Here is a 23,624-nt window from a genome sequence, read left to right on the forward strand (position 1 = left end):
TTTGTTTTCTTTGACTGTAGAAATACTTCAGCTATTTTTTACCACAAAGAACGCCTACGCTAATTGATATTATTTCCAATAGCTTAGGGGGGGTATATTGGATGTCTTCTATTTTAAAAAAAGCTGGATCTAGGACACTAGACTGCATTAGACATTTTTCTAGAGCAATGCTGGGCTTTATATCTAAGAAAAGAAATATAATAATTTTGATGATTAGCTATTGCTTTTTTTGTATTATCTTTAACTACTCATTTAAATTTTTTTGGTTAGTTTTAAATGGATGGGATTCAAATTTTCCATTGGTAATTGGCAATGAGCTAACAGGTGATAGACCTTGGGATGGATTTATAAAAGAATTATATATTTTTAATCGAGAACTTAGTGCAGAAGAAATTGAAGACCTTATCAAGTCAGATAGAAAATCATTGGTATTTCCACCCTCTCTTCTAGTTGCAGTGGATTTTCGAGATTCCACTGATTATAAATATGCCATTCCTAATCTTCCACCATTAACTTGGTTTGATGAGAACAAAACAAGTAGCATTGACCAAGCTAACGGGGTTTCTTTGGATGGTGATCACTGGCTCAAATCTGCAGCTGCCGTGACTCCTTTAATTGATGAAATGAGAAAAAGTTCTCAGCTATCTATTATCACCAATATATCTACCAAAAATCTGGTTCAAGAAGGGCCAGCTCGGATCGTTTCAATATCCAAAAGTCCATTTTCTCGAAATATAACGTTAGGCCAAAAAGGGAGTGATCTGATCGTCAGAACCAGAACTCCTTTTACTAGAGGAAATGCAGCTAGACCTTCTATTGTTTTCCCTGACATTTTTGTAGATACTAATAGCCATTATCTTGCCTATACTTATAACTCCAAACAGGCCAAACTTTATGTTGATGATAGTCGCTCCGTTGATACTGTTGTTTTTAACTTTGCGGCCAAATTCTTTTGGAGCCTCAATGATCTGCCTCACTTCCCTGTTTTTACTCCAAACTTTATTTATCCAGAAAGCAGTTTTCTGAGTTCTCTAAATATTATTTTTTTATATTACCTTCGCTTTGCCCATCCTCATTTTAAGCCTCTGCTTTCTATATGCAGCATAAGAGTATCTCTAATAGGCTATTGAAATAGAGCACTGCTTAAATAGAGCACTGCGACAGCCAGAACGCTTGAGTATTGAGAATCAGCCTCTTCAAACTTGATTGGATGGCATTGATGCAGCCTCCTAGCAGCTCGTATACGGTAGGGTGCGGCACAAGATAGGCCAATATCGATACGATCCTGGTGCCAGTGCCTATTCAACTCCTTCGCTGGAAGCAGTCGGGATATGAAAGGAGTTTCCTACGAAGTGGATTGTGAGCTAATCTCTTTGCTGCAATCAGCGGTGATTATACCCAAAAAAGATTCAATGATGGTCGATGAGGTTTGGGTATCACACCGATATCTGAGAAGCTGGAACTGCAGCTAAGCAAGACTTAAGGAATAACGACTGATCACCATATTGAGGAACTTTAGGCCACTCAGAGCGTCTATTGGCATGTATTTTTCGATTGAAGGAAAGAAAATAGCTAGCGATTTGTACTCTCTTTAGAATGCAGTTCGATAGTTGATTTTTCTAATCTAAACTTCACGGAGTTTTCACGGAAGCCTATTACTATTCATATGAGTGTTTGTACTTGATACTATTTGTTAATTTCATTTTTTAGTGATTAGTATCACGTATCTAATACTACTTCTTGGCTCATGAACTGTAATTGCCTACATCCCTTGTTAAGACTTAAGGCAATTCTTTTCGGTGAGTCTGACGCAAAGTTTCATTCAGTCTTTCGCAGGTACGCAGCTAATGGCAGTATCAACCTCACTCACTCCGCAATCTATTTCTAATACGGTTACTTCCCTCTATGATTCTCGAAGTCTATGTCTAAGGCCGGGCCAAGCCGTTCCACAGCAGTCTGATTATCTCTGGCATATTGAGAAAGGCTTAGTGCGCACCTTAACTTGGAATGAAGAGGGTGACTTAGTTACTCTGGGGCTATGGGGCGCTGGTGACTCTGTGGGTCGCCTATTATCTGAAATCACTCCTTTCCAGATAGAGTGCTTAAGCCCTGTAGAGGTGAAGCCCTTACCTTTGGCAGGACAAGATTTGGGTGTGGTGATGCGATCGCACCTCCGCTACATGGAAGAACTCTTCAGCATCATCAGCTATAAGCGAGCACCACAGAGGTTATTGCGCTTTCTAGACTGGCTAGGCGATCGGTTTGGTCGTCATGTAGATCAGGGGCGTATTTTAGATTTGGGATTAACCCATCAGCTCATGGCTGAAATCACTGGCATTACCCGAGTGACTGCTACCCGGTTATTGAACGAATTTGAGCGGGAAGGGAAACTAATGCGGTTGCCTAAACAGCAAATGCTGCTGCAATTCAACTCGGGTCACCCTGATCGAGTCACAAGCATGGCCCGACATCGCGCCAAAGGGAAACGCAACGCCTAACTGAGTAAGGCTGTTAACTGGTTGACTTGTTCAGCAATGCCTTGATCTAGGTGTTGCAAGCGCTCGGTCTCTTGCTCTAGCTGAATATCTTGAGTCTCTTTTTGGGTAACCAAATGGGTGAGTTCCGTTTGGCGAGCCAGAATATCATCGTTCAAGCGCTGAATAATCTCGGTCTCGTAGGTATTAAAGCAGGACTCAACCGCGTCATATACCGCCTGCCACTGCTCTTGGGCAATTTGGGGCAGACATTTGGCAAATTCTTGGCGGGTGGTGGCCAGAAACGTTTGACGAACATATTCGGCTTGCCCGGCAACCAAACCAGCTCCAGCGACAATGACTAGAAACACATTCAAAGCCATCGCTGAAAACACAAGGCCAACCATTTGAACCACCAGGGTGACACAGAGGGAGGTGAACACCGCCTGCATCACCCGTCGCCAAAAAGGACTTAAGCGACCGACTACCCCATTGAGGGAGTTGGGAATGGCATCTAAGACTTCAAAGACAGTATCGGTCCAGGTTTCAGTGGCATTGTAGGAATGACCAGATGCCACATAGGACTGCCCCAGCAGTTTGGCATTGATCACGTCCACGACTTGGGTATAGGTTGCCCGATATTGATCGACCACAACCTGTACCTGAGCAAAGGCGGTTTCTAATTGCTGAGTGGCCTGAATTTCCCAGTTGGCCAATTGATCCGTGAGATAGCGCTCAAAGGCTTGCTTAAAAGATTCATGGAACTTGGCCCGGTTCTGCTTGTTGAGAAAGTCTAAAAACTCTAGATCGGGCTGGGAAGCCACAAAGTCCGTTTCAAAGGTTTTTTCTAGCTGCAGCATATAGCCCTGAAACGAATCGGCGATGGCTTGAGCTTCGCGATCACGGATTTTGCGAATTTCAGCTTGAAAGTCTGTGGAGACGCCTGCTAGTTGGTCAAACTCGGTCTGGACAGAGGCAACTTTTGCCTTGAGGTTGTCGATATCTTCGTCTAACAAAGGAATTCGCCGTGCAACGGCTTCATGCACATGGCCAGAAACAGAACGAGCCTGGTGCACCGCATGATTTAACTCGGCATTGGTCCGCTCTCGGGTTAAAAACTGGGTCAGGGAATCGAGAAAGGCGGGAATACCCGTATCGTCTAATGGGGCTTTGGGGTCGTGGAGTTGAGACCTTAACGCTGGCAACGCTGAAATTTCAAAGACCCGCTGCTGATAGCGATCTTCGCCATTGACTGAACAATAGGGGGAAAGGTGGGTTTGAAAGACTTGCCGGAGCTTTGCTTCTGCTTCTGCTAAAGCATCTTTATCGTCCAGATCAAGCAGACTAGTTTGCACCTTATCCCAAGCATTGAGGAGGAAGAAAATGGTTAGCCCTCGGTTCTGGAGAAAGTTGCGTAAGTAACGCCGCTCATCTAGGGTGCAGGGCTGGGTGGTGTTGAGGACAAATAACACCGCATGACAGTCGTTGAGATAGTTGAGTACTAGCTCGTTGCGGGCTTCTGTATCGTTTAATCCAGGGGTATCAACGAGTTCAATCCCTTTAGCTAAGAGAGGCAGGGGATATTCGATCACCGCATGGCTGACATTGGGAAAGGCTTGCTCATCTTTTTCCTGGAGCGCTTTGGATTCTGACGGGTCAATGGTGTATTTCCATTTGAAGGTGGCGACATCAATCTGCTGGGGCGGGGTGTCATCGCGAAAGTGGATGGTGACTTGCTTCTGAGGACCATATTTGAGCACGCTCAGAATGGCAGTACAGGGATTGACATCGCTAGGCAGCAGTCGCTCTCCCACAATGGCATTAATCAGGGTACTTTTTCCCCGTTTGAGATCCCCCAACACCACTAGTCGAAAGACGCCTTGCCGCAGATGGTCACTGGCTGTTTTGACCAGGGTGACCTGGCGCTCAAAACCTAACGGTCCCGAAGCCTTGGCTCCTTCCAGTTCAGATTGGATCAAACTCTGAGAAATTTGTTCTAAATGATCGGCAACCTGCTCTCGAACACGACGAACTTGGTCAAAATCATCTAAATATCCCGCAGGTTGGGAGAGGTTGACAGGATTACTCATGAATTGGAGGTTGAAAGGACTGAAGTCTGAAATAGCAGGCGCTGACCGTTCCATCATAGCGATAGCCAATGGCTGATGGCACTACTGACTCTCAGTATTCCCAGTTGAGGAGGGGTGCCGGACCGCAGTGAGCGAGAGCACTAGCAGAATCGGAGCACAGGGCTAGACTAGCGCTAGTTGAACCCATCCATATATTGCAAATGAAGCAGTCTCTGTTTTTTGTTGGTTTTTGCTTGCTGATGACCTGTACAGGGTGCGGTGGCTCTAAATATCCCAAGGTCAATGTGACTGCAGCTATTGCTGACCATCTACAAACCCAACCCGATCAACCCTTCGATTTAGGGACCCTTGGCTCGGATGAGTGGCAGAAGATTTGTGTACTAGATCCATACACAGCCAACACAGAAGGCGCGAAAATCTTGGGGTTTAACTGGGATTTCGAAAGCCAGTCGTCTATTAAAGAAAATGATGGAATTAATCTGTTGGTGTTTGTAAAGGATCAATCGGTCGTTGCCTTTGCCGAACATCTGAGACACAAAGGAGATTTCACGAGCCTAAAGCCATCTTGCCTCGATCGGGAAGATGCTGTGGTTAAGCCCAGAAAAGGCACCAAGGATTGGATCTCTTTTGTGAAGGACGAATAATTTACTGTAATGCTTTGTTGCTTCACCTGAATATCGCAACCCATCGCGGTATCGGACCGTTTATGGGTTACAACTCGGCTTAAATCAGAGAAGGAAAAACTACGAGTTTCATACTAGACGAGGTTTAAATCGCTGATACAAAATTCGGATTAGTCCCGGACAGGCATAATATCACTCCTCAATTCCTCCTATAATCCAAGCATGAGTAGTTACCGCTCCCTTCACCTCAGCGTGAACGGGGGCCTTTTTTTTACTCACTTATGAATGGGACTCAGAGGTGGATTGGCAGTAAAGTCTGAATCGAACGTTATGCCCCATCAATCTTGTCAGCGATCCGATCATTCCAATCAACGTCTAATTCCTGCCGATCCATTTGCCACGTTTTAGGGACGATTTCTTCTTCGGCAAACTCGACATCACCTGTGGGAGGGATATCTACAACATCCATGAGATTCTTACCCAAAGTCTCAGCAATGTCCCAAGCATTATCAGGATCTTCAGCTTTTATATGTCGAACAAGAGGTTTACCATTGTCCTGCTCATAAATCGCATAAAAGTCTTTATCAACAATATTTAACTGACTCATGGTTAAAGCTTCTAGACAAATATCAATAGTCCTAACCTCATGATCTCATAAAGAAGAGGATTGACTCAGAATGACCTGGGCAACGTTTTGGTGATGCCTCCATACATTCGCATAGGTACCTCAGTGTCGTAATCTTGTACCGAATGAGAAAAAGCTATGTCCTTCCAACGTCGTACATTCAGCGCTAGTTTCAAAGCTAAGGTGGTTTTACAACTATTGAGTGGCGACAAAACAGCAATGGAGTTGTGTTGGACCTACAAACTCCACCCCAGTCTACTCAACCGCTGGTATCAAGAATTTCTAGACGAAACTCGCTGTCTTTGTGAAGCCCCTGTTGCTGATGAGAGAGTTCAGCAAATCTTACAGGCCGTGCCTTCTCAAGCGTTCTCACCATCTCAGGGATCGCAACATCGCTTCTTGTCTGATGCCACGACGCGACGCGCATTTCTAGCTTTATTGGGCTTTGCAGGAGTAGGAGCAATGGGACTGCTGACCTCTTGTGAGTCCAATGAAATTGTGACAGTTGATGCTAAGGGCCGTACCGTTAACCGCCGCCGTCTCCCTCAACTACAAACTTTTACCGAAAATCTCGACAACAACACCTTATTAGAGATGGTGTTGATACCTGGAGGCACCTTCACAATGGGTTCGCCCTCAAGTGAGTCAGAAAGGAATCAGGATGAAGGGCCGCAGCATGAGGTGAGTTTACCTGATTTTTATCTGGGTAAGTATCCTGTGACTCAAGCTCAATGGCAAGCCATTATGGGTTCTAATGCCTCTCACTTCAAAAGCTTTGTACCAGTTGAGCAAGTCACCTGGTACAAAGCTTTTGAATTTTGCCAGAAACTCTCCCAGAAAAGTGGCCAAATATATCATCTTCCTAGTGAGGCAGAATGGGAATATGCCTGTCGAGCGGGAACAACTACTCCCTTCTATACGGGGGAAATAATTACCCCTAAGCTCGCGAATTACGATGGTACTTTTACCTATAATGCTGGTCCTAAAGGGCAATATCGAGAACAGACGACTAACGTCGGTAGCTTTCCTCCAAATGCTTTTGGTCTATATGACATGCATGGCAATGTCTGGGAATGGTGCCATGACACTCCCCATAAAACATACACTGGAGCACCGACAGATGGAAGTGCTTGAATAGATGAGAATGATACTGATGATCGTATTATTCGCGGTGGCTCCTGGCTCAACCCTCCAGGGAACTGTCGCTGTGCAGAGCGCTTCAGGTTCACTGCTGGCTTCCGCAACTACAATCTCGGTTTTCGAGTAGCTTGGGTTGGGTCAAGTACGCTTCCATAGCTACCCTCTTGTTTCATACACCAATGGCGATTCCTGCGGATTTCTTGAACACAACCATCATTCTAGAAGGTCGCTAATCTTAGAACTAGGGACGCTTCAAGAGGCATCTATTATTGTGATGGCTAGACTCTTGGCAGTGAATATTTGGACATTAGATGATCGAGATTTTGGCCGTTTTCAGGACCTGAAGCTTTGGAAGCAAGTAGGATTAAGCTTTTTCCAACATCAGCTTTGTGCGTTTGAGAGGTTCAGGAATGGAGATGGGATAATCCCCTGTAAAGCAGGCTGAACAATAATTTTCAGGATTACGGCCTGTCGCGGCTAACATGCCTTCCCAACTGAGATAGTTGAGGGAGTCAACCCCAATTTTTTCAGCAATGTCAGCGGTCGAGGTTGTAGCTGCAATCAGCTGATCTTGATCATCGGTGTCAATGCCATAAAAGCAGGGATGGGTGACGGGGGGTGAAGAGACCCGCATATGGACTTCTGTGGCGCCTGCTTCTCGGAGGGCGCGGACGATTTTGTAGCTAGTCGTACCTCGGACAATCGAATCATCGACAATGATAATCCGCTTTCCTTCCAGAACATCCCGCAGCGGATTGAGCTTCATACGAATGCCAATTTCGCGCATGGCTTGGGTGGGTTGAATGAAGGTTCGGCCCACATAGCGATTTTTAATTAAGCCTTCTGCATAGGGAATGCCGCTGGCTTGGGAATATCCAATGGCTGCAGGAACACCAGAATCGGGAACCGCAATCACCATATCTGCATCGATGGGAGATTCTTTGCCGAGATGGTGACCGAGGCGCAAGCGATAGCTATAGAGACTTTCGCCTTTCATATGGCTGTCAGGGCGAGCAAAGTAAATCATCTCAAAGATGCACAACTTCCGCTCTGGTTTAGCGGCCCAAGTCTCTGAGGTTATACCGTCAGCGGTGATATGGACAATCTCACCGGGCTCAATCTCACGAACATGGGTGGCTCCGATAATATCTAGGGCACAAGTTTCGGAGGCGAGGACGTAATGGGGCTTGTCGGGGTTATCTTCATTCTCAATGGTGCCCAGAACTAAGGGGCGAATCCCTTGGGGGTCACGAATCCCGAGAATGCCTGTGGGGGTGCCGATGACTAGACTGAACGCCCCTTCACTTTGTTGACAAGCTGAGATCGCACTTTGATGCCAATCCTTACCAGTTTTGATCGCTTCACTAATGGCATAGGCAATCACCTCAGAATCTGTGGTGGTTTCTAGGGGGCAGTTTTTGGCCAGTAACTTTTCTCGAAAAGCGACGGTGTTAACCAGATTGCCATTATGGGCTAGTGCTAGGGAGCCTTGGGACGTTTCAACTACTACGGGTTGGGCATTGGCGACCCGACTCGATCCGGTGGTGGAGTAGCGGGTATGACCAACGGCAATATAACCCGGTAAGTCATTCAAAATTGGTTCTGAAAAGACTTGGGACACCAAACCCATATTTTTATAGGAGTGAATTTGGCCATCCGTTGTGTAGGTGGCAATTCCAGCTGATTCTTGACCCCGATGTTGGAGTGCATAGAGACCAAAGTAAGCGAGCTTTACGGCTTCTATGCCCGGCGCAAATACGCCAAACACCCCGCAAGCTTCTTCTGGTTTGTCGTCTGACCACGATTCAGCAGAAAGGTGGGGATCAACAGGATCGTTACCAGTTGGACTCGATGGAACAGAAGCAGCAGGAAACATATTAAGTCATTAAGTAAACGGAATAAACCAGAAAAACTGACACATTACAAACGTTTGTCCCTTCTAGCCACAAGCAGCCTAGATTTACGCTAGCTTGGACTCAATGGCTTGAGACCATCGTTGAGTGGCCTCCTCAATCCTAACCTTGATTAAGGTTTGGTGAACATTTGTTGTGAGGGTGAGCTCTGAATTGGGGGGTGGTGACTGTTCCTATCTGTTGCCAATACTGAGGCAGATGTTCTTGTAAATAGGATTCCCAGGCGGCTTGATGAGTTGTGCTCACAGAAACGATAATCCTGGCCCCCCCTTCTCCAAATAAGATCTGATCCCAGCGGTTTGGACCGGTAGGAACCTGAATTTCAGCGCCTCGTTTTCCACTGATGCAAGATTCGGCTAGAGCCACGGCGATCCCTCCCTCTGCACTGTCATGGGCAGAGTGGAGCCAGCCCTGTTGAATGCCGTGACGGCAAGTGGCTTGGACTTGGGCTTCTAGATCTAAATCAGCATGGGGGGGTTCACCCGCAACCTGATGATGAATGCTGGCTAAATATTCAGTGCCTCCTAAGGTGACGAGGTCACTTGGGGCTTCGATGGGAATCCCCAGTAAATAAATTAGATCGCCTTCTGCTTGCCAACCTTGGAGACAGGTTTTGGTGAGATCGGGGACTAAACCCACCATGCCAATCACAGGGGTGGGATAGATAGGCTGAGGTTGACCCTCGGCATCAAAGGTCTCGTTGTAGAGGGACACGTTGCCGCCAGTCACTGGAGTGCTGAGATGGCGACAGGCGTCTGAAAGTCCCCGGCAAGCTTCTGCCAATTGCCAATAGCCAACGGGTTTTTCTGGGCTACCAAAGTTGAGATTATCGGTGACGGCAATGGGTTCTGCTCCGACACAACTTAAATTTCGAGCGGCTTCTGCTACGGTCATCTTGGCCCCTTCGTAGGGATCTAAATAGACATAGCGAGAGTTGCAGTCGATGGTGGCAGCGACGGCAATTTGAGTGTCTACGTCTGGATCGGGGGTTTCTTGATTGACGACAGGACGGAGGCGCACGATGGTGGCGTCCGCATCACCGGGCAAGACGACGGTGTTATTTTGCACCTGATGATCGTATTGGCGATACACCCAGCGTTTGCTGGCAATCGTTGGTACTTGTAAGAGCTGTAGGAGAATGTCTGACCAGGAGTGTTGCTGGCCTTGAAGCTCGATGCCTTCGGCGGTGCAATTGGGGATGCGATCGCAACTCCACTCCCGTGCTTTCTGTACATACTCAGGCGGTTCTGCCAAAACCTCATGCTTATAAATCGGCGTATTGTCTGATAAGGCCGTAGCGGGAATTTCCGCTGCCACTTCTCCCTGAAATCGGATCTTCACAATCGGATCGGCGATTACCGAACCGGCGACAACCGCCTGTAGTCCCCAACGATGGAAGATATCAATCAGCTCCTGTTCCCGGCCTTTTTCCGCTACAAACAACATTCGCTCCTGGGATTCGGAGAGCAAATACTCGTAGGGCACCATCCCCGTTTCCCGATTGGGAATCAGATCTAAATCTAGATCAATGCCCACGCCACCTTTTTCCGCCATTTCGGCGGTAGAACAGGTGAGGCCAGCGGCTCCCATATCTTGAGCAGCGACGACAGCCCCTGTTTGGAAGGCTTCTAAACAGGCTTCAATTAAAGATTTTTCTAAAAAGGGGTCGCCCACCTGAACGGCAGGACGATCTTCTACTTCAGAGGTGGCATCCAGTTCTGCACTGGCAAAGCTGGCCCCACCCATGCCGTCTCTCCCAGTAGTAGAGCCAACATAAAGCACTGGATTGCCCACACCGGCGGCTCCTGCTTTAACAATCTCTGAGGTTTCCATCAACCCCATGGCCATGGCATTGACCAAAGGATTGCCGTTATAAGCGGGGTCAAAATACACTTCACCGCCAACGGTCGGCACACCGACACAGTTGCCATAGTGAGCAATCCCGGCAACTACTCCACTAAATAGGCGGCGGGTACGGGCATCATCTAGATCGCCAAATCGGAGAGAATTGAGTACGGCAATAGGGCGGGCGCCCATGGTGAAGATATCCCGTAAAATCCCCCCTACTCCAGTTGCAGCTCCTTGGAAGGGCTCAACGGCAGAGGGATGGTTGTGGGACTCTACTTTAAAAGCAAGCTGTAGGCCATTACCCAAATCCACGACTCCAGCATTTTCACCTGGCCCTACTAAGACATGCTTTCCTTCTGTGGGAAATTGCGAGAGTAAGGACCGCGAATTCTTATAGCAGCAATGCTCGGACCACATGACGCCAAACATGCCGAGTTCGGCTCGATTAGGATGACGACCCAAGCGCTGAACAATATCGTCGTATTCTTCGGGCTTCAGCCCTTCAGCAGCAATTTCTTTAGGGGAAAAAGGAGAAGATCCAGGGCTTGCCATGTACTCTATACCAATCGCACAAGTCCCCATTGTACAGGTTGATTTGAGCCATAGATTTCTACAAATTCAAGGATGAAGATTTAGGATCAGATTGCTGCCAATTAGGATGATTTAATTTTGTAGATGTGTCTGTGCCCATGCCCGAATGGCTTGGCGAAGTGCCCGTCTTCCTTGCTGACGATATTCCTCAATTAATTGTGGTAGTTCTCGAATTGGGAGCTGTGGAAACACTAAGCTATTAGCTGCTTCTACATACGCTTCTTGGCGCAGATGGTAAATCGTTATCTGTCCATCGTCATAACACCATAGTTCAGGGACACCCAGCCGAGCATAAATGGGTAAGCGGTTTAATGACTTGCTGGTTAAATCAATTTCTAACGATAAGTCAGGGGGAGGATCACGATCTAGGTCAAACGATAATTTTCCTCGAACCTTAAATTCATTTTGGAAATAAAAGCAGTTATCTGGTTCTAGCCCTGCTTCTTGGATTTGCCGCCGCCAAGTTGTCGAACCATAGCTTTCATAATCTCGTTCCAGGACATCGGCTATTTCTTTAGTGGCCTCGCTGAGAACTTCTTTGTAATATTCGTGTTCTGGTAGAGGCGTCATAATTTCTAGAGTTCCGCGATCGTAGGCTAGACGAGCGGCACGATGATCTCCTAAGTCTTGGAGAAGAGCTTCAAATTGTTGCCAACTAATGTCATATAGGAGAATGCGATCGCATCTCCGAAACGTTGTAACCATAAAATTTTAATGAACACCTATCCGTGATATTGGCAGTCAGTGCTTTTATAGAGACTTACCCCGATTATCTCGTACATCACAGACCCGGTGCCAGAGATCATGATCTTGGCGATAGATTTCCAGGGCTTGGATTGCTTCTTGGGCCGTTTTGTCACTACCGTCTGCAACCAGATCTAGCAAAAACTGAAATGCCTCATCGGTTCTGAGCATGGCAATGGCGAGGAGTCCGGTGAGGCGTAATTCAGGATCTTGGACCCCTTTCCACCAGGTTTGGAGGGGTTCTAGTGCTGTTGGTTGTCTAGACTCGCCTAATACCAGAGCCACCAACTCCTGCACTTGCTGATTGGTATCACTCAGAAAGTTTGAGACGAAAGCCATAGACTGCTGTGGGGCCAACTTTAGTAAGGCTGCCAAGTACTCGGACAAGACTTGTGGTTCATCGCCTATCTTGGCCCGTAATCGCAGGAGTGGAATGCCTTGGGGATCTTCGGTATAGGCGATGGCTTTCGCGGCTACCATCCGGGCTGCACCTTCTGGGTCAGCGAGTAAATCGGCCAGCTCTGTTATCACGTTAGGGTAATGCATCCGTACTAACCCTAGGGCACAGTTGCCGCGCAAGGTCGCTGCAGTATCGACAGCCCCACCCCAGACTGGCTCCATTTGCACATGCCGAATCCCCTGGAGAAACAAAGCGTGATTATGGGATTCTAGGCGGTAGAGGGTGTCGGCGATAGCGGCTTTGGCTAAACAATTGGGGTCGCGTTTTACGGGTTTTTGCATTAACCGGGTGAAGGTCTCTGCGAGTTCGGTATTGAGGTCAGTCAGTCCCCGTTGGCCCAGGATTTTAGCCGCTTGGGTAATGGTTGAAGCATGAGGGTCGCGCAGTACTTGACGCCATCGCTCTACCGTCTCAGGGGTTAGTTCAGACTCCCGCAGTTCAGCTAGGAGAATTTGGTTTTCTTCCAATTGACGTGAGCGGGCCATAGTCTTAAATGCCTGAATCTTGCTTCATTCTGGTTTTGGTTCAGAAAGGAGGAGGCGTTTTCTCGGAAATTTTAAGGGTAGTAGGTTTGATGCATGCGATCGCAATACAATACCAAGTTCTCTAATTGCGCAGCCTTATCTTTTAAAGGTGAGGTCAGCGTTTTATCAAGGATATTGGCAAGACAGCTATAGGCAGAAGCATCCAGGGTTGTGGGCTGATCACCCATAAAGTAGGGTTTGTCTTGCAAGAAATCCGAAAGGGCTTGGATATCCAAGGCTGCAATCTGGTAAATTTCTGATTCGGCATGCCTGCCCATGCCGTGCCCTTGCAAATTTTGGGTGACGGTATTGCGGGCAATCTTGGGCACTAAGAGGCGGAGTGGAAGGGGTAAATCGGAGAAATAGACGGCTTTAGTCTTCTGCCAATTCTCTTCGTCAATCCAGCGAGTATAGACCAATGCCCAATAGAGATTCTCTTCAATGAGTCGTCGCATGGCGAGAGCAATAGAAGCCTCAGCAGGACTCAAATGACTATCTAGTGGATCACCATAGGTGGTTTTGAGATATTCGATGATTAGATTAGAGTCGGCAATAATCTGGCCCTTGTCTTCGATGTAAGGCAGCTTACCTTTGGGTGCTTTACGCACATCAGCACTGGTATCGACCTGATAGTCCAGGTTAGCCATCCGAAAATAGGTTTCTAGCTTCATGCAAAATGGGCTGGCATTGGGCAAACCCCAGGCGGGCTCAAACTGGTAAAGCGTCAGCATGTGAGTTCCTTAAATATCGACAGCCCAATTAATGGAGTGGGCAGGAAAACAGGATATTAATTTTGCAAACGGAAGGAGGAGGGGATGATTCTAAACCCACTTAAGAGGAGTGAAAAGTGGGCGGGTACTTTGGTGAGGGATGGAAGGTGGTGAGTAGAGGGAATTGGTTATAAACCGATCCTGAATCGTATAGTACATAATTACTATCTATTAATCAAGAGATTTGTCTTTTGCAGTCACCTACGATTTTATGAATGCTTTGGCTTATGGTCATACCAATCAGCACCTAAGAGTGTAGTTTTGATTATTTGCTAAGCCAATTCAGTATTGGGTTGCACGAATTTGAGAGTTACACTTCCAGGTACAACTTGGTATCAGTCTATGCTGCTCAAGCTTAAGCCGAGAGGATGGTCAGGCTATTTGGAGGTGGTATGCAACACGCCATTGAGATGCAGCAATAGATATATTGAGGTATTGCACTGAGCTTGGTCATTGCTATGTACTTATGGGCGGGCAAGAGATACGGCTTATGGGTGCACCCAGTGGATTCATGGATTATCTAGAGCTAGATGGCTGAGCGGAGGACTAAATGTCAACGGCTAACTACATTTTCACTGAGACTCAATATGCTCAAGAACTAGAGCGGCTCCAGGCCATTGAAAAAATCTTTGATCCAACCAGCCATCAACGATTGCAGTCGACAGGCATAACGACGAACTGGAGATGCTTGGAAGTTGGGGCAGGAGCGGGGTCAATCACACAATGGATGGCGGGCGCAGTTGGAGAAAGTGGCCAGGTGGTTGCGGTTGATCTAGATACCCGATTTGTCGCTAATCTTGAATCCAGTAATGTTGAGGTCTTGGAAGGCGATATCCAGCATCTTCCCCTAGAAAAACATTCATTTGATTTGGTCCATGCCCGCTATGTTTTGGTCCATAATCCCGATGCTCATGCAGTGCTATCGAGGTTGTTGGATTTAGTAAAACCGGGTGGATGGATTGTTTTAGAGGAACCTGACTTTGCGGCTGCGAGGGCCATTGCAGGTGAAGACTCTGCTTGTCAGTCTGTGAATAATGTGAACCGGGCTATTGAGCAGATGTTTACGGCGAGGGGGATGGATTATGGCCTCGGTGCTAAGTTGCCTGCTCTATTACAACCCTATGATTTGCAGTCATTCTCTGTAGAGGTGGATACTCATCTCTCTCAAGGTGGTTCGGGCATCGCGACCATGATGGCAATGTCTACTGTACAGTTGGCGGAGAAATATATTGCAACGGGTGCAGTGACTCAGGCAGACATCGATCATTATGGCCGATTTGCAGAAGATCCAAATGCTTGGGCGATTTACTATGCGACGGTAGGCGTTATTGCTCAGAAACTGCAGGCATAGTGAAAACGACTTGGATTGTACAATCCAACATTCCTAAATCTGATTCTGTATCGCTTTTGCAAGATGCTTGCGAGCAATTGGAGCAGCCTTTCTATCCAGTGATGGTTCAACCAGGGCAGAAGCATCTACCAGAGCTGTCTGAGGTTGATCCACCCCTTGTCTTTCACGGTGTCACGACGCTGATTCTCCGAGCAAGGGAAGATGCTCAATGTCATAAAGGTGTCTTCTACGACCCTCAGAATTTTACTCATGCTGCCTACACAAAAGGCTTTGGTAATGCCTACCTCAATTACGATGCTCAGGTGCTTGACTGGTCATCATTGTTGAAAATGGCGACTGCTACGTCTGCTGCGTTCTTTATCAAACCTCCTGATGATCTCAAGGCATTTACTGGCTGCGTTGCTCGCTATGAAGACATTCGACACATGCATCAAAAACTTTTAGATGCACCTCACCACCAGTCAGAAAATGTTGTGGTTGGACAGTGGTATGAAGTGGACGCAGAATGGCGACTTTTTGTTGTAAATGGTGAGGTGGTTACAGGATCGATGTATCGCCCTACTGCAGAAGCCTTTCTACCTCAAGAGCTTGTAGATTTTGCAGCTCAGTGTATTGCGCGCTGGACCCCGGCTGATGTCTTTGTCCTGGATATTGGGCGGGTTGATCGGCAGTGGCGCATTATTGAATGCAACTGTTTTAACTGGAGTCGATTTTACTTATCTGATGTCACAAGGCTTGTAGATAGAGTTTCAAGATTTCAAGAAGACAATTGGTAGGATTTCTCGCCTATTTGCAAGAGGCCCTGTGTTGATCGCCTTTTATGATTTACCTTTCAGTAAAAGGCTACTGAAGTAGAGAAGTAAGGCAAGACAGAGAAATCCAAGGCGAAGATCGATGGGATAAGGAATTTGATCCAAAGCGGTAGGGAATAAGGTTTTGCCTAGATAGGCAGCATAAAACATATAGCCTAAAGCTACATGGCCGCAACGCTCTTGCAGGAGAGCAAATATGGTTGCAAATGTAGGGCCATAGAGAACCGCAGCAACTGGAAACAGAAAGCCGAAACTAGAGAAAAACGTGAGTGCAATGGCTACTAAGCCTATCAAAAACAACATCTGTAACCGTTGCACTGGGCGAGGGCCAACCCAAACCCCTAATGTTAAGCGGCCTAGAGTTAAACCACCCCAGTAAGCAGAGAGCAAAGCACTTTGCCAGCCCTTACTCCACCCGATACTACTGAGGTAAGAGCCACTCCAAGTGCCAATCGAGCTTTCCAAGCCGACATAAAGCAAAATCACCAGCAGAAAAGGCCAAGCGATGCTCCACTGAACTCGATCTTGGCGAGGTTGAAAATTTTGAACGGAGGGTGCTTGCCATGCCAGAGCACTTGCCGGAATAGCACCTATGGCTACTAAGCCAAATGCCCAGCGCCAGGGCAATACTGCACTAATTAATGGGGCACTGAGGGCACCGACGCCAAAAGTAGCATTGGCCCAATTTAAGACGGTGATTTTACGGCGAGGGTGTAACTCTCCGACCAAGTTATTGCAGTGGAAGTTGAGAATGCCGTCCCCCCAACCTAGGAGAAGGGCAGCACCACCAATCCACCCAAATCCAGGGGCACAAGCTGCTGCGATAAAGGCGATCCCAATGGCAGCAAAGGCTAAAGTGAACACCGGATGGCGATATTTTTGCCGAGAGACCCAGATTAACCCCCCTAAGCTGCTGATCAAAAAGAGGGTGTAAAAAAGGCCAATATTGACACCTGCGCCAAAGGTGTCGGTCCACTGCTGCAGAAAGGCACCAGGCATGGCGACCACAATACCGTGGAGATACAGGCCGATAAATCCAGCTGCTGTTAAGCGACCTCGGGGGTGGGTTGGAGAAGAGCTGGATTCGATCAAGAGTGTTGAGACAGTAAGAGGTCAGACGTCAAATACTGGGTCACTAAGTCTGAGCCAAAGTGATGCTCCAAATCCTGAATGAGAGCATAGGGCACAGGAATGCCCTGTTGAGATCGCGTTTGCTCTGTAACAACTTCCAACTCGCCGGGGAAATAGATGGGCTGTTGGGGGTCGAGGCGTGGGGTTTGTTTTAGAGTTGCGATCGCATCCCCCACACGCTCCGCAAATTCCTCTGGGTCAGACCAGACGGACGGATCGATCACCCCGAAAAAATGTCCCATACCGTTCATTTGATCATGTCTGGACTTGGTTTTAAATAGAGCAGCCGCCGTCCCTAACAAAGGACCACAAAGCAAATCTGCAATCAGAGCCATGCCTGCTCCTTTGGGAGAAGTGGCTTGATTGACGGCTACGGATTGAGCCTCCGAGGTGGTCTCACCTGCTGCTGTTAACCCCCATTCTGACGGAATAGGAAGTCCCTGATAGCCGAAATGCTTGATTTTACCGCCACTAACCGTTCCCACTGCCATATCCAACACGATAGGCGTTTCACCGTTAGGGATACCCCAGGAAAAAGGATTATTGCCCAACCGCGCCTCTTTACCGCCATAGGGGGCTAAATCCACCACATTAGTGTCACTGGTGGCAAAGCCAATCATCCCGGCTGCTGCGGCCATGCGCGTATAGTAGCCAGCCATGCCGAAGTGATTGCTATTTGAGACTCCAGCCACGGCCATGCCCATTTCACGAGCCTGTTTGATCGCCTGTTCCATGGCGACTTGGGCGGCATATTGGCCAGGAGCCCGATCGGCTTCAATACGAAGCATGGTAGGGCGATCCGTCTGAATTTGTAACTTGGGCTGAGGATTAATTCGACCACTACGAAGACTTTTGTCATACCCCATAATCTGCTGCACACCGTGGGAATCCATCCCCCATAGATTGGCTTGAACCAGATGGTCTGTGATAGCGGTGACAGTCTCTGGTTGTAGGGGATAGTTGGCTAAAACAGCGGTGAGAAAAGTGCGAAGTTGAGAGGCAGAAACCTGAATAGATGAAGGCATATAGGTTCGCTAAACAAAGGGTTGGTAGGTATCTTCGGCCTGGGAGGTGAGGGTTTCTGGTGATTCAGGTTGTTTGACCCATCGCTGAGTGCGTACCCGCCAGTCTGGAGTTCCATCTACGGGGACAGTTAACGGTTGGATCACCTCAGAGTTTAGCGAGATAGTGAAAGAAATGGGTATCCAGTACCCGCCGTCTTGATAATGTACTAGCGACCTTGGCCTAGATTCCTCACTTCTGGCAAATGCGCATCAGCACCAAGCTGCCGCCGATGCGAACTTACAGTCCTTGCAATTTACAGCCTTGAAGCTGATGAATCCTTTGCAGCTTCTGGACTATGCAGTCACTGACTTTCGCATGGATCAACAGGGGTAAGACTATTTAGTGGATGTGAAGGCTGATGCGACGATACATTTTTTGCGATCGCTAGCTCAAATCGCCCAATCACAAAATCTGACCTATGCACACTTCATTAAGCTAATTCTGACCACGACTTGTCACCGCTGGAGTCTAGGGCTCAGTGCTCATAAACCTTAGGTGATGATTCAATGATTACTAATCTGACCCGAGCTGGCCAAATATTCTGTCAAGCTTATGCTTGAAAAAATAGCGATCTCCTATGAAATATTAGAGCAACTCCAACGTATTAATTATTGATAATTATGCATAAAACCCATGAATATAAATGATGAGTAATATGTAGAACTACTGCCTCCTATCATGGTTAAGCAAACTGTTTCCGGCAAAATTTCTCGACAATTTGATCAATCACCATTTAGAGATACATTAATTGAAATTTGGGACCGAGATTTTGGGCTAGATGACCTAGTCGGTTCAGGGAGAACCAATGATAATGGTGAGTTCAACATTGAATATGATACGGATGATGCTGGTGACACCCCGGATCTAACCGTTAAGGTTATCCGCTTGGACTATCAAAGTCAGCCTCATGTGATCTACGAGGAAGATGGTCCCAGGAATGTAGAAGGAGATTATGATTTTGGGCCAATTTCGATTGCTGATTGGGGATATGATCCTGATTATGCAGTGCCACTAATACGCTCCCAAGGAGCAGGTATTTTTGCCTCTCCCCAGAACTTTGTCGCACCACAGACTCGTAAAATACTGCTCAAAGCAGTCCCATGGAGTCTGAAAAGACGAGATGCTGGACAACAGAATTCAATCAAAGCAGCACAAACCATTTTTCCGGACAATCGCACCATTCAGAATGATGCATCTAGGGGAGATAAGTTCTTTATTGATGCAACCTTAAATGGTTTTGCGCCAGGGCTATTGACCCAAGATGGCAATGGGCAATTTCATGTTCGCTACAACTTAGATCAATATAGATGGGATGAAACTCACCAAGCACCTAGTGTGCATTTAACAATGGTGAAAGATGCTAATCGTAATCTTATTCCCAAAAAAATTGAATGGAAGCTCAGAAAAATTGCGTCTTTCCCTCCTGAATTTGTTGAGGATGGTTCGGCTGAACCTGGAGAAGGGGCAAAGTGGGAACAAGCTAAGCTGTATTTCCGTATTGCTGAATTTATTGATGGACAGGTTAAGGGGCATTTAGGCAGAGGACATTTAAATGTAGGGCAGTATGCTATCTCCCTCTATCGGAATATTCAAAAAAGTCCAATCCTGAAACTACTCCATCCCCATTTAAAGGGTGTTTCCGCAATTAACACATTTGGGAAAGATATTATCTTTGGGGAGCAAGGAGTATTAGCCCTTTCCCCCCTTAACTCAGCATCTTTAATTGATGTAATGAGAGATGATCTGGGTCAATGTAATTGGAAGAGCTGGTCACCCAGAAATGAGGTGAATACTACAGGACAACACTCTTATGCAAAGATTCAGAATCTGTATTGGAATATTCTGAATGAATACGTCGATAAGTTCTTTTCACTGTATGAAGACAAAATAAAATTAGATTGGAAAGAAATTTACTATTTCTCAAAAGATCTAGTCAATCACAGTGTTCCATTTGTTCCTCCATCCATAGCAGATGGAGAACAGTATGTTGATAATAATGAAATTAGTGTTGATAGGCCTGCGAATCAAAAAAGCGATTAGTCCTATCACAGAAACGATGACTCATCCTGGTGACCAGGATATCCAGAATCTCAAACAAGCCTGTGCTTACGCGATTTATCATGCAACGATTTGGCATGATTGGCGAAATGATAATCAAGCTAATTATGGGGGAGAAATTGATTATGCTCGCTTAGCACTTGATTACTCTGTTGAAGATGCTGCTTTTCAGCTGTTTATCGTCAATATTCTAGTAGATGTCAAGCATGGATATTTAACGAAGAATGAAGAAAACGATATTCCTAGAGAATTTATTGCAATTCTGAAGAGAGAGCGTGAAAACTTTGAAGAACTTGGTTATGATTTGCGAGATTTACGATCGCGAATCAATATCTAAATCATAGGAATATCTTGGGCCTAACTCTCTAATCTATAGCCTGTCTATCGCAGACTGGAATGAGAGTTAGGCTTGAGCAGTATAGCCTTAGAGTTGGTCAATTCTCCCAAACCTAAGATATCGAAGTGGTTGAATCTAGTCGAATCAGCAATGTCACCCCTTCCGTACCCTAGAAAAGGCTTCCTGACAGTTATCCAACCATAATGTCAAGTAAAACCATCAGTTATTTCGGAATAATATGGGTGTTTGTACGTCACTACCATGTGTTTTTTATAAAATAAAATAACAAGCGTTACTTATATTCAAGAAATCAGTATTTAGATAGAATTATTCCATCAAATAAAAGCATTAAAACTACTAATAAAAATCTGATATCATTAAATATTTTTTCTTGCAAAAGTATTTTAAGCGAAATACTTTGCTAATTATACTCTTCAATAATTCATTAGATTCTATGAGTAATAGTGACCAGACTCACTGTAGATATTCTCGCTTATTTTTTATGATAAAAACAATATTTCCTGCAAGAGCTGATGGCATAATTTCCAGCTTTTGGTAGATAAATTGATTGCTCCTGAATCTTGAATGCTGTTATTAAATTCTGATTGAAAGATGTATACCAATACTGTGCCTATTGACGAGCCTGCTCAGTTATCTGAGTTCAATATGTTACTGAATCAGTATCGCATCAGCTTGCAAATCTTTGATCGCCCCAAGGCAAAATTTAAGCCCGAAGAAATTCTCAATCTTTTGACCTGTCGTGATCAGATCCAGGTCCATATGACAGAGCGATCCTTGCTGAGTTCACAGCAGTTATTGCGGCTAGCTGATTTAGATTGCTATCTCAAAAAATATGAGGTCTTGATTGCCACTCACCTTGATTTAGAAGCTTGGCAGCAGTTGGTTCATCCGCCCCGCACCTCTTGGTGGTGGTTTCTCAGGGCTCCAGAACCCAGGCATTGGTGGAACGAATATGATTGGCTGTTTAATGCTGGAACACTAGTTGTGTTGACTATCTCAGCCAGTTTAATTACCGATACTGCTACCCGTCTATTCTCGGGTGGCATCGACTTAGGCTCAACGTTAGTGATCTCGGGGCAAAGCCTATTAGCCTTGCTTGCGGGTGGAGGAGCTTTAACTCAAGCGGGGCGACAAGCCTATGAGCGTCTTCTCAGTCGGCTACGGATCAATAAGCACTATTGGCAGGAGGCGAGTTTTACCTTCGCCCTGCTCCTGGTTTTAAGTTTGGCAGGCATCCATTCTGCATTGCCTGGATTTGCGGAAATGGCCAACCAGAATGGTGAAGCTCACTATCAGAATGGCAAGTTAGACAGTGCTCGTAAAGACTTTAGTCGGGCGATTGCGCTGAAGCAAGACTTTCCCAAGGCTCATTTCAATTTGGCCTTGGTCCATGAAGATTTGCAGCAGCTTGAAGACGCGAAAGCACAGTACCAACTCGTGGTGACCCAGAAAGACCTTGTAAATTGTAATGCTGCCAATGCTGACCATTGCGATGATCTGATGATTTGGCTCCAGGCTCATAACAATCTGGCTGAGCTGGATATTGTCGATGAAGAGTATGGTAAAGCGGCTCCGCTATTGCAGGCAGGGTTACGGAAGCTAGAACAACAGGGAAATGAGGTGACGCCAAAGAGTAAACAGCTGAAATATAACCTTCTCAAGAACTTAGGGTGGGCACGGTTAAATCAAACGTTTTTCTCGGAAGCTGAGAATTATCTCAAACAGGCCGCCCGTATGGAACCCAAAGCACCTGATTCATTCTGTATGCTGGCTAAATTATCTGAAGCGAAGAATGAGAAGCAAAAAGCACTACCCGATTGGAAAAAGTGTCTGATTAAAGCCCAAAAAAATCCAATTGTCTTGGAGACACAACCAGAAGTGAATCAATGGGTCGCTGAAGCGCAAGAACGGCTCTCAGCAACTAGAGATGCCAAGCAGGAGAATGCCAAAGCCTAACGATGCCATCTACTTGCAACAGGCTGTTACTCAAGACACAAACTGATTAACGCAGAATAGGAGACAGCCGTTGCGGGTGGCAGGTTGATGAATAGTATCGGTGGCAGACACGATGCGATCGCTCTATTGTTTATCTCCCTGTCCTTGATTGAAATGTCCACTTTGGTAGGGATAAGGTCGTTAGTAAAATTTAAACTTCCGTTGCGATCAATTTCAATAAGACTGTTTCTGTCTCTTGGAATAGATCAGGTTGTTTCATAACCAGTACCAAAAGCGTTGTTCCTTGCAATGCGCCAATAATATGGCGGGCCATGGCAGCAGAACTATGGTTCTGTCCTAAGGCAATGGTTGTCCAATCCATCAAGAACGTTACAAAATGATTGACGGCTTCAGCGACTGGAGACGGCAGATCTAACGTCTCAGAGCCTAATGCACAACATAGACAGGGGACTCCATCCTCGATCAAGGCATCCTGATAGATCAGACAAAGCCGATGAATGCGGTCTTGCACGTCTTCCTGCGGATCGTCAGGGGCACCGAGGGCTGTAAGGATGCGTTCGGTATAGCGTTCTACGACTACTTTGCCCAAATTGGACTTTTTAGGGAAGTGATAATGAACACTCGATCCCTTGATGCCCACATCGGCTGCAAGATCCCGATAGCTAACGGCATCAAAGCCACCTCGACGCATTCGAATTTCAGCGGCATCAAGAATTTCGAGAGCTTTTTCAGAATAATGGGGGCGAGTCATAGATTCATTATCTAACGTCCAACCAGGGTTGACAAACCAGGCGAGTATTAGATACGGTTTGACTAACGAGCGTTAGATGGATTAGCCGAGTATTTAGGATTGACGGCGTATTCACTACTTTAGACAAGATTCCTTAAAAATTAGCAAATACAAGGTTGTCTCCAATCCCTATCGTGTCTCGAATAGATATGACGGTGATGGTAGGTCTGGCATTTGCAGAATTTGCTAGGATTCTTCTTTCTAATCGATTGAATATGCTGAGGTCTTTGGTGGGCTTGAGTTTACGGGCTTTAGTGATAAAGGCCTGTGAGCAGCTCAGATCACGGGGGAAAGAAATTCA

18 protein-coding genes and 2 pseudogenes are annotated in these 23,624 nt (G+C 46.4%); 9 read left to right on the forward strand and 11 right to left on the reverse strand.

Annotation, left to right across the window (positions count from 1 at the left end; genetic code table 11):
- The first annotated feature begins 101 nt into the window (after positions 1–101).
- Entirely contained in the window at positions 102–1,130 is a 1,029-nt protein-coding gene (locus HRE53_RS10820) for a LamG domain-containing protein (RefSeq protein ID WP_235110420.1), read from the forward strand.
- A 717-nt stretch (positions 1,131–1,847) separates the two neighbouring features.
- On the forward strand, positions 1,848–2,498 hold the full coding sequence (locus tag HRE53_RS10825) for a Crp/Fnr family transcriptional regulator (RefSeq protein WP_235110422.1): 651 nt from the start codon (positions 1,848–1,850) through the stop codon (positions 2,496–2,498).
- Here the strand turns inward: HRE53_RS10825 and HRE53_RS10830 are convergent.
- A complete protein-coding gene (locus HRE53_RS10830; protein WP_235110423.1) occupies positions 2,495–4,621 on the reverse strand; it encodes a dynamin family protein in 2,127 nt (708 codons plus the stop codon). The two genes, HRE53_RS10825 and HRE53_RS10830, sit on opposite strands and share 4 nt — an antisense overlap.
- Before the next feature lie 143 nt (positions 4,622–4,764).
- Between HRE53_RS10830 and HRE53_RS10835 the strand changes: the two genes are divergently transcribed.
- A complete protein-coding gene (locus tag HRE53_RS10835) occupies positions 4,765–5,208 on the forward strand; it encodes a hypothetical protein (RefSeq protein ID WP_235110424.1) in 444 nt (147 codons plus the stop codon).
- Positions 5,209–5,515: 307 nt separating this feature from the next.
- On the opposite strand, the gene HRE53_RS10840 is transcribed toward HRE53_RS10835, so the two are convergent.
- On the reverse strand, positions 5,516–5,794 hold the full coding sequence (locus HRE53_RS10840; RefSeq protein ID WP_212663450.1) for a hypothetical protein: 279 nt from the start codon (positions 5,792–5,794) through the stop codon (positions 5,516–5,518).
- A 480-nt stretch (positions 5,795–6,274) separates the two neighbouring features.
- Between HRE53_RS10840 and HRE53_RS10850 the strand changes: the two are divergent.
- Positions 6,275–7,108: pseudogene (locus tag HRE53_RS10850) on the forward strand (formylglycine-generating enzyme family protein).
- A 208-nt stretch (positions 7,109–7,316) separates the two neighbouring features.
- Here HRE53_RS10850 and purF read toward each other — a convergent pair.
- The 5 genes and pseudogenes from purF to HRE53_RS10875 all read right to left on the reverse strand — a co-directional run bounded on the left by purF (position 7,317) and on the right by HRE53_RS10875 (position 13,763).
- A complete protein-coding gene (gene purF / locus HRE53_RS10855; protein WP_235110425.1) occupies positions 7,317–8,828 on the reverse strand; it encodes an amidophosphoribosyltransferase in 1,512 nt (503 codons plus the stop codon).
- A gap of 84 nt (positions 8,829–8,912) precedes the next feature.
- A pseudogene (gene purL / locus HRE53_RS10860) lies at positions 8,913–11,265 on the reverse strand (phosphoribosylformylglycinamidine synthase subunit PurL).
- Between the two features lie 111 nt (positions 11,266–11,376).
- On the reverse strand, positions 11,377–12,009 hold the full coding sequence (locus HRE53_RS10865) for a Uma2 family endonuclease (RefSeq protein WP_235110426.1): 633 nt from the start codon (positions 12,007–12,009) through the stop codon (positions 11,377–11,379).
- Between the two features lie 45 nt (positions 12,010–12,054).
- Complete coding sequence (locus HRE53_RS10870; RefSeq protein ID WP_235110427.1) at positions 12,055–12,993, reverse strand: HEAT repeat domain-containing protein; 939 nt, start codon at positions 12,991–12,993, stop codon at positions 12,055–12,057.
- Between the two features lie 71 nt (positions 12,994–13,064).
- Entirely contained in the window at positions 13,065–13,763 is a 699-nt protein-coding gene (locus tag HRE53_RS10875) for a glutathione S-transferase family protein (RefSeq protein ID WP_235110428.1), read from the reverse strand.
- 589 nt (positions 13,764–14,352) lie between these two features.
- On the opposite strand from HRE53_RS10875, the gene HRE53_RS10880 reads away from it, so the two are divergent.
- Together HRE53_RS10880 and HRE53_RS10885 are read left to right on the forward strand one after the other, a co-directional pair.
- A complete protein-coding gene (locus tag HRE53_RS10880; protein WP_235110429.1) occupies positions 14,353–15,153 on the forward strand; it encodes a class I SAM-dependent methyltransferase in 801 nt (266 codons plus the stop codon).
- Complete coding sequence (locus HRE53_RS10885) at positions 15,153–15,929, forward strand: ATP-grasp domain-containing protein (RefSeq protein ID WP_235110430.1); 777 nt, start codon at positions 15,153–15,155, stop codon at positions 15,927–15,929. The genes HRE53_RS10880 and HRE53_RS10885 overlap by 1 nt, the downstream gene beginning before the upstream one ends.
- A gap of 42 nt (positions 15,930–15,971) precedes the next feature.
- Here the strand turns inward: HRE53_RS10885 and HRE53_RS10890 are convergent, their stop codons facing one another.
- Genes HRE53_RS10890 through HRE53_RS34330 form a run of 3 tightly spaced genes read right to left on the reverse strand, consistent with a single transcriptional unit; the run spans position 15,972 to position 18,265 of the window.
- Complete coding sequence (locus HRE53_RS10890; RefSeq protein ID WP_235110431.1) at positions 15,972–17,057, reverse strand: sugar MFS transporter; 1,086 nt, start codon at positions 17,055–17,057, stop codon at positions 15,972–15,974.
- Positions 17,054–18,121, reverse strand: a complete 1,068-nt coding sequence (locus HRE53_RS10895) for an Ldh family oxidoreductase (protein WP_235110432.1) — start codon at positions 18,119–18,121, stop codon at positions 17,054–17,056. The genes HRE53_RS10890 and HRE53_RS10895 overlap by 4 nt, the downstream gene beginning before the upstream one ends.
- Positions 18,122–18,130: 9 nt before the next feature.
- The gene (locus tag HRE53_RS34330) at positions 18,131–18,265 is read right to left on the reverse strand and encodes a hypothetical protein (protein WP_255801375.1); all 135 of its coding nucleotides are present in this window, start codon (positions 18,263–18,265) and stop codon (positions 18,131–18,133) included.
- A gap of 574 nt (positions 18,266–18,839) precedes the next feature.
- Here HRE53_RS34330 and HRE53_RS10900 point away from each other — a divergent pair.
- The 3 genes from HRE53_RS10900 to HRE53_RS10910 all read left to right on the forward strand — a co-directional run bounded on the left by HRE53_RS10900 (position 18,840) and on the right by HRE53_RS10910 (position 22,533).
- The gene (locus tag HRE53_RS10900; protein WP_235110434.1) at positions 18,840–20,201 is read left to right on the forward strand and encodes a transthyretin-like family protein; all 1,362 of its coding nucleotides are present in this window, start codon (positions 18,840–18,842) and stop codon (positions 20,199–20,201) included.
- Positions 20,202–20,217: 16 nt separating this feature from the next.
- Entirely contained in the window at positions 20,218–20,556 is a 339-nt protein-coding gene (locus HRE53_RS10905; protein ID WP_235110435.1) for a hypothetical protein, read from the forward strand.
- Positions 20,557–21,168: 612 nt separating this feature from the next.
- Positions 21,169–22,533: a tetratricopeptide repeat protein gene (locus HRE53_RS10910; RefSeq protein ID WP_235110437.1), complete on the forward strand. Its 1,365-nt coding sequence runs from the start codon at positions 21,169–21,171 to the stop codon at positions 22,531–22,533.
- 190 nt (positions 22,534–22,723) lie between these two features.
- Here the strand turns inward: HRE53_RS10910 and HRE53_RS10915 are convergent, their stop codons facing one another.
- Complete coding sequence (locus tag HRE53_RS10915) at positions 22,724–23,284, reverse strand: TetR/AcrR family transcriptional regulator (protein WP_235110440.1); 561 nt, start codon at positions 23,282–23,284, stop codon at positions 22,724–22,726.
- Positions 23,285–23,624: the final 340 nt, after the last annotated feature.

Origin of the sequence: Acaryochloris sp. 'Moss Beach', from assembly GCF_021497025.1 — a bacterium.
Lineage (GTDB): Bacteria > Cyanobacteriota > Cyanobacteriia > Thermosynechococcales > Thermosynechococcaceae > Acaryochloris > Acaryochloris marina_A.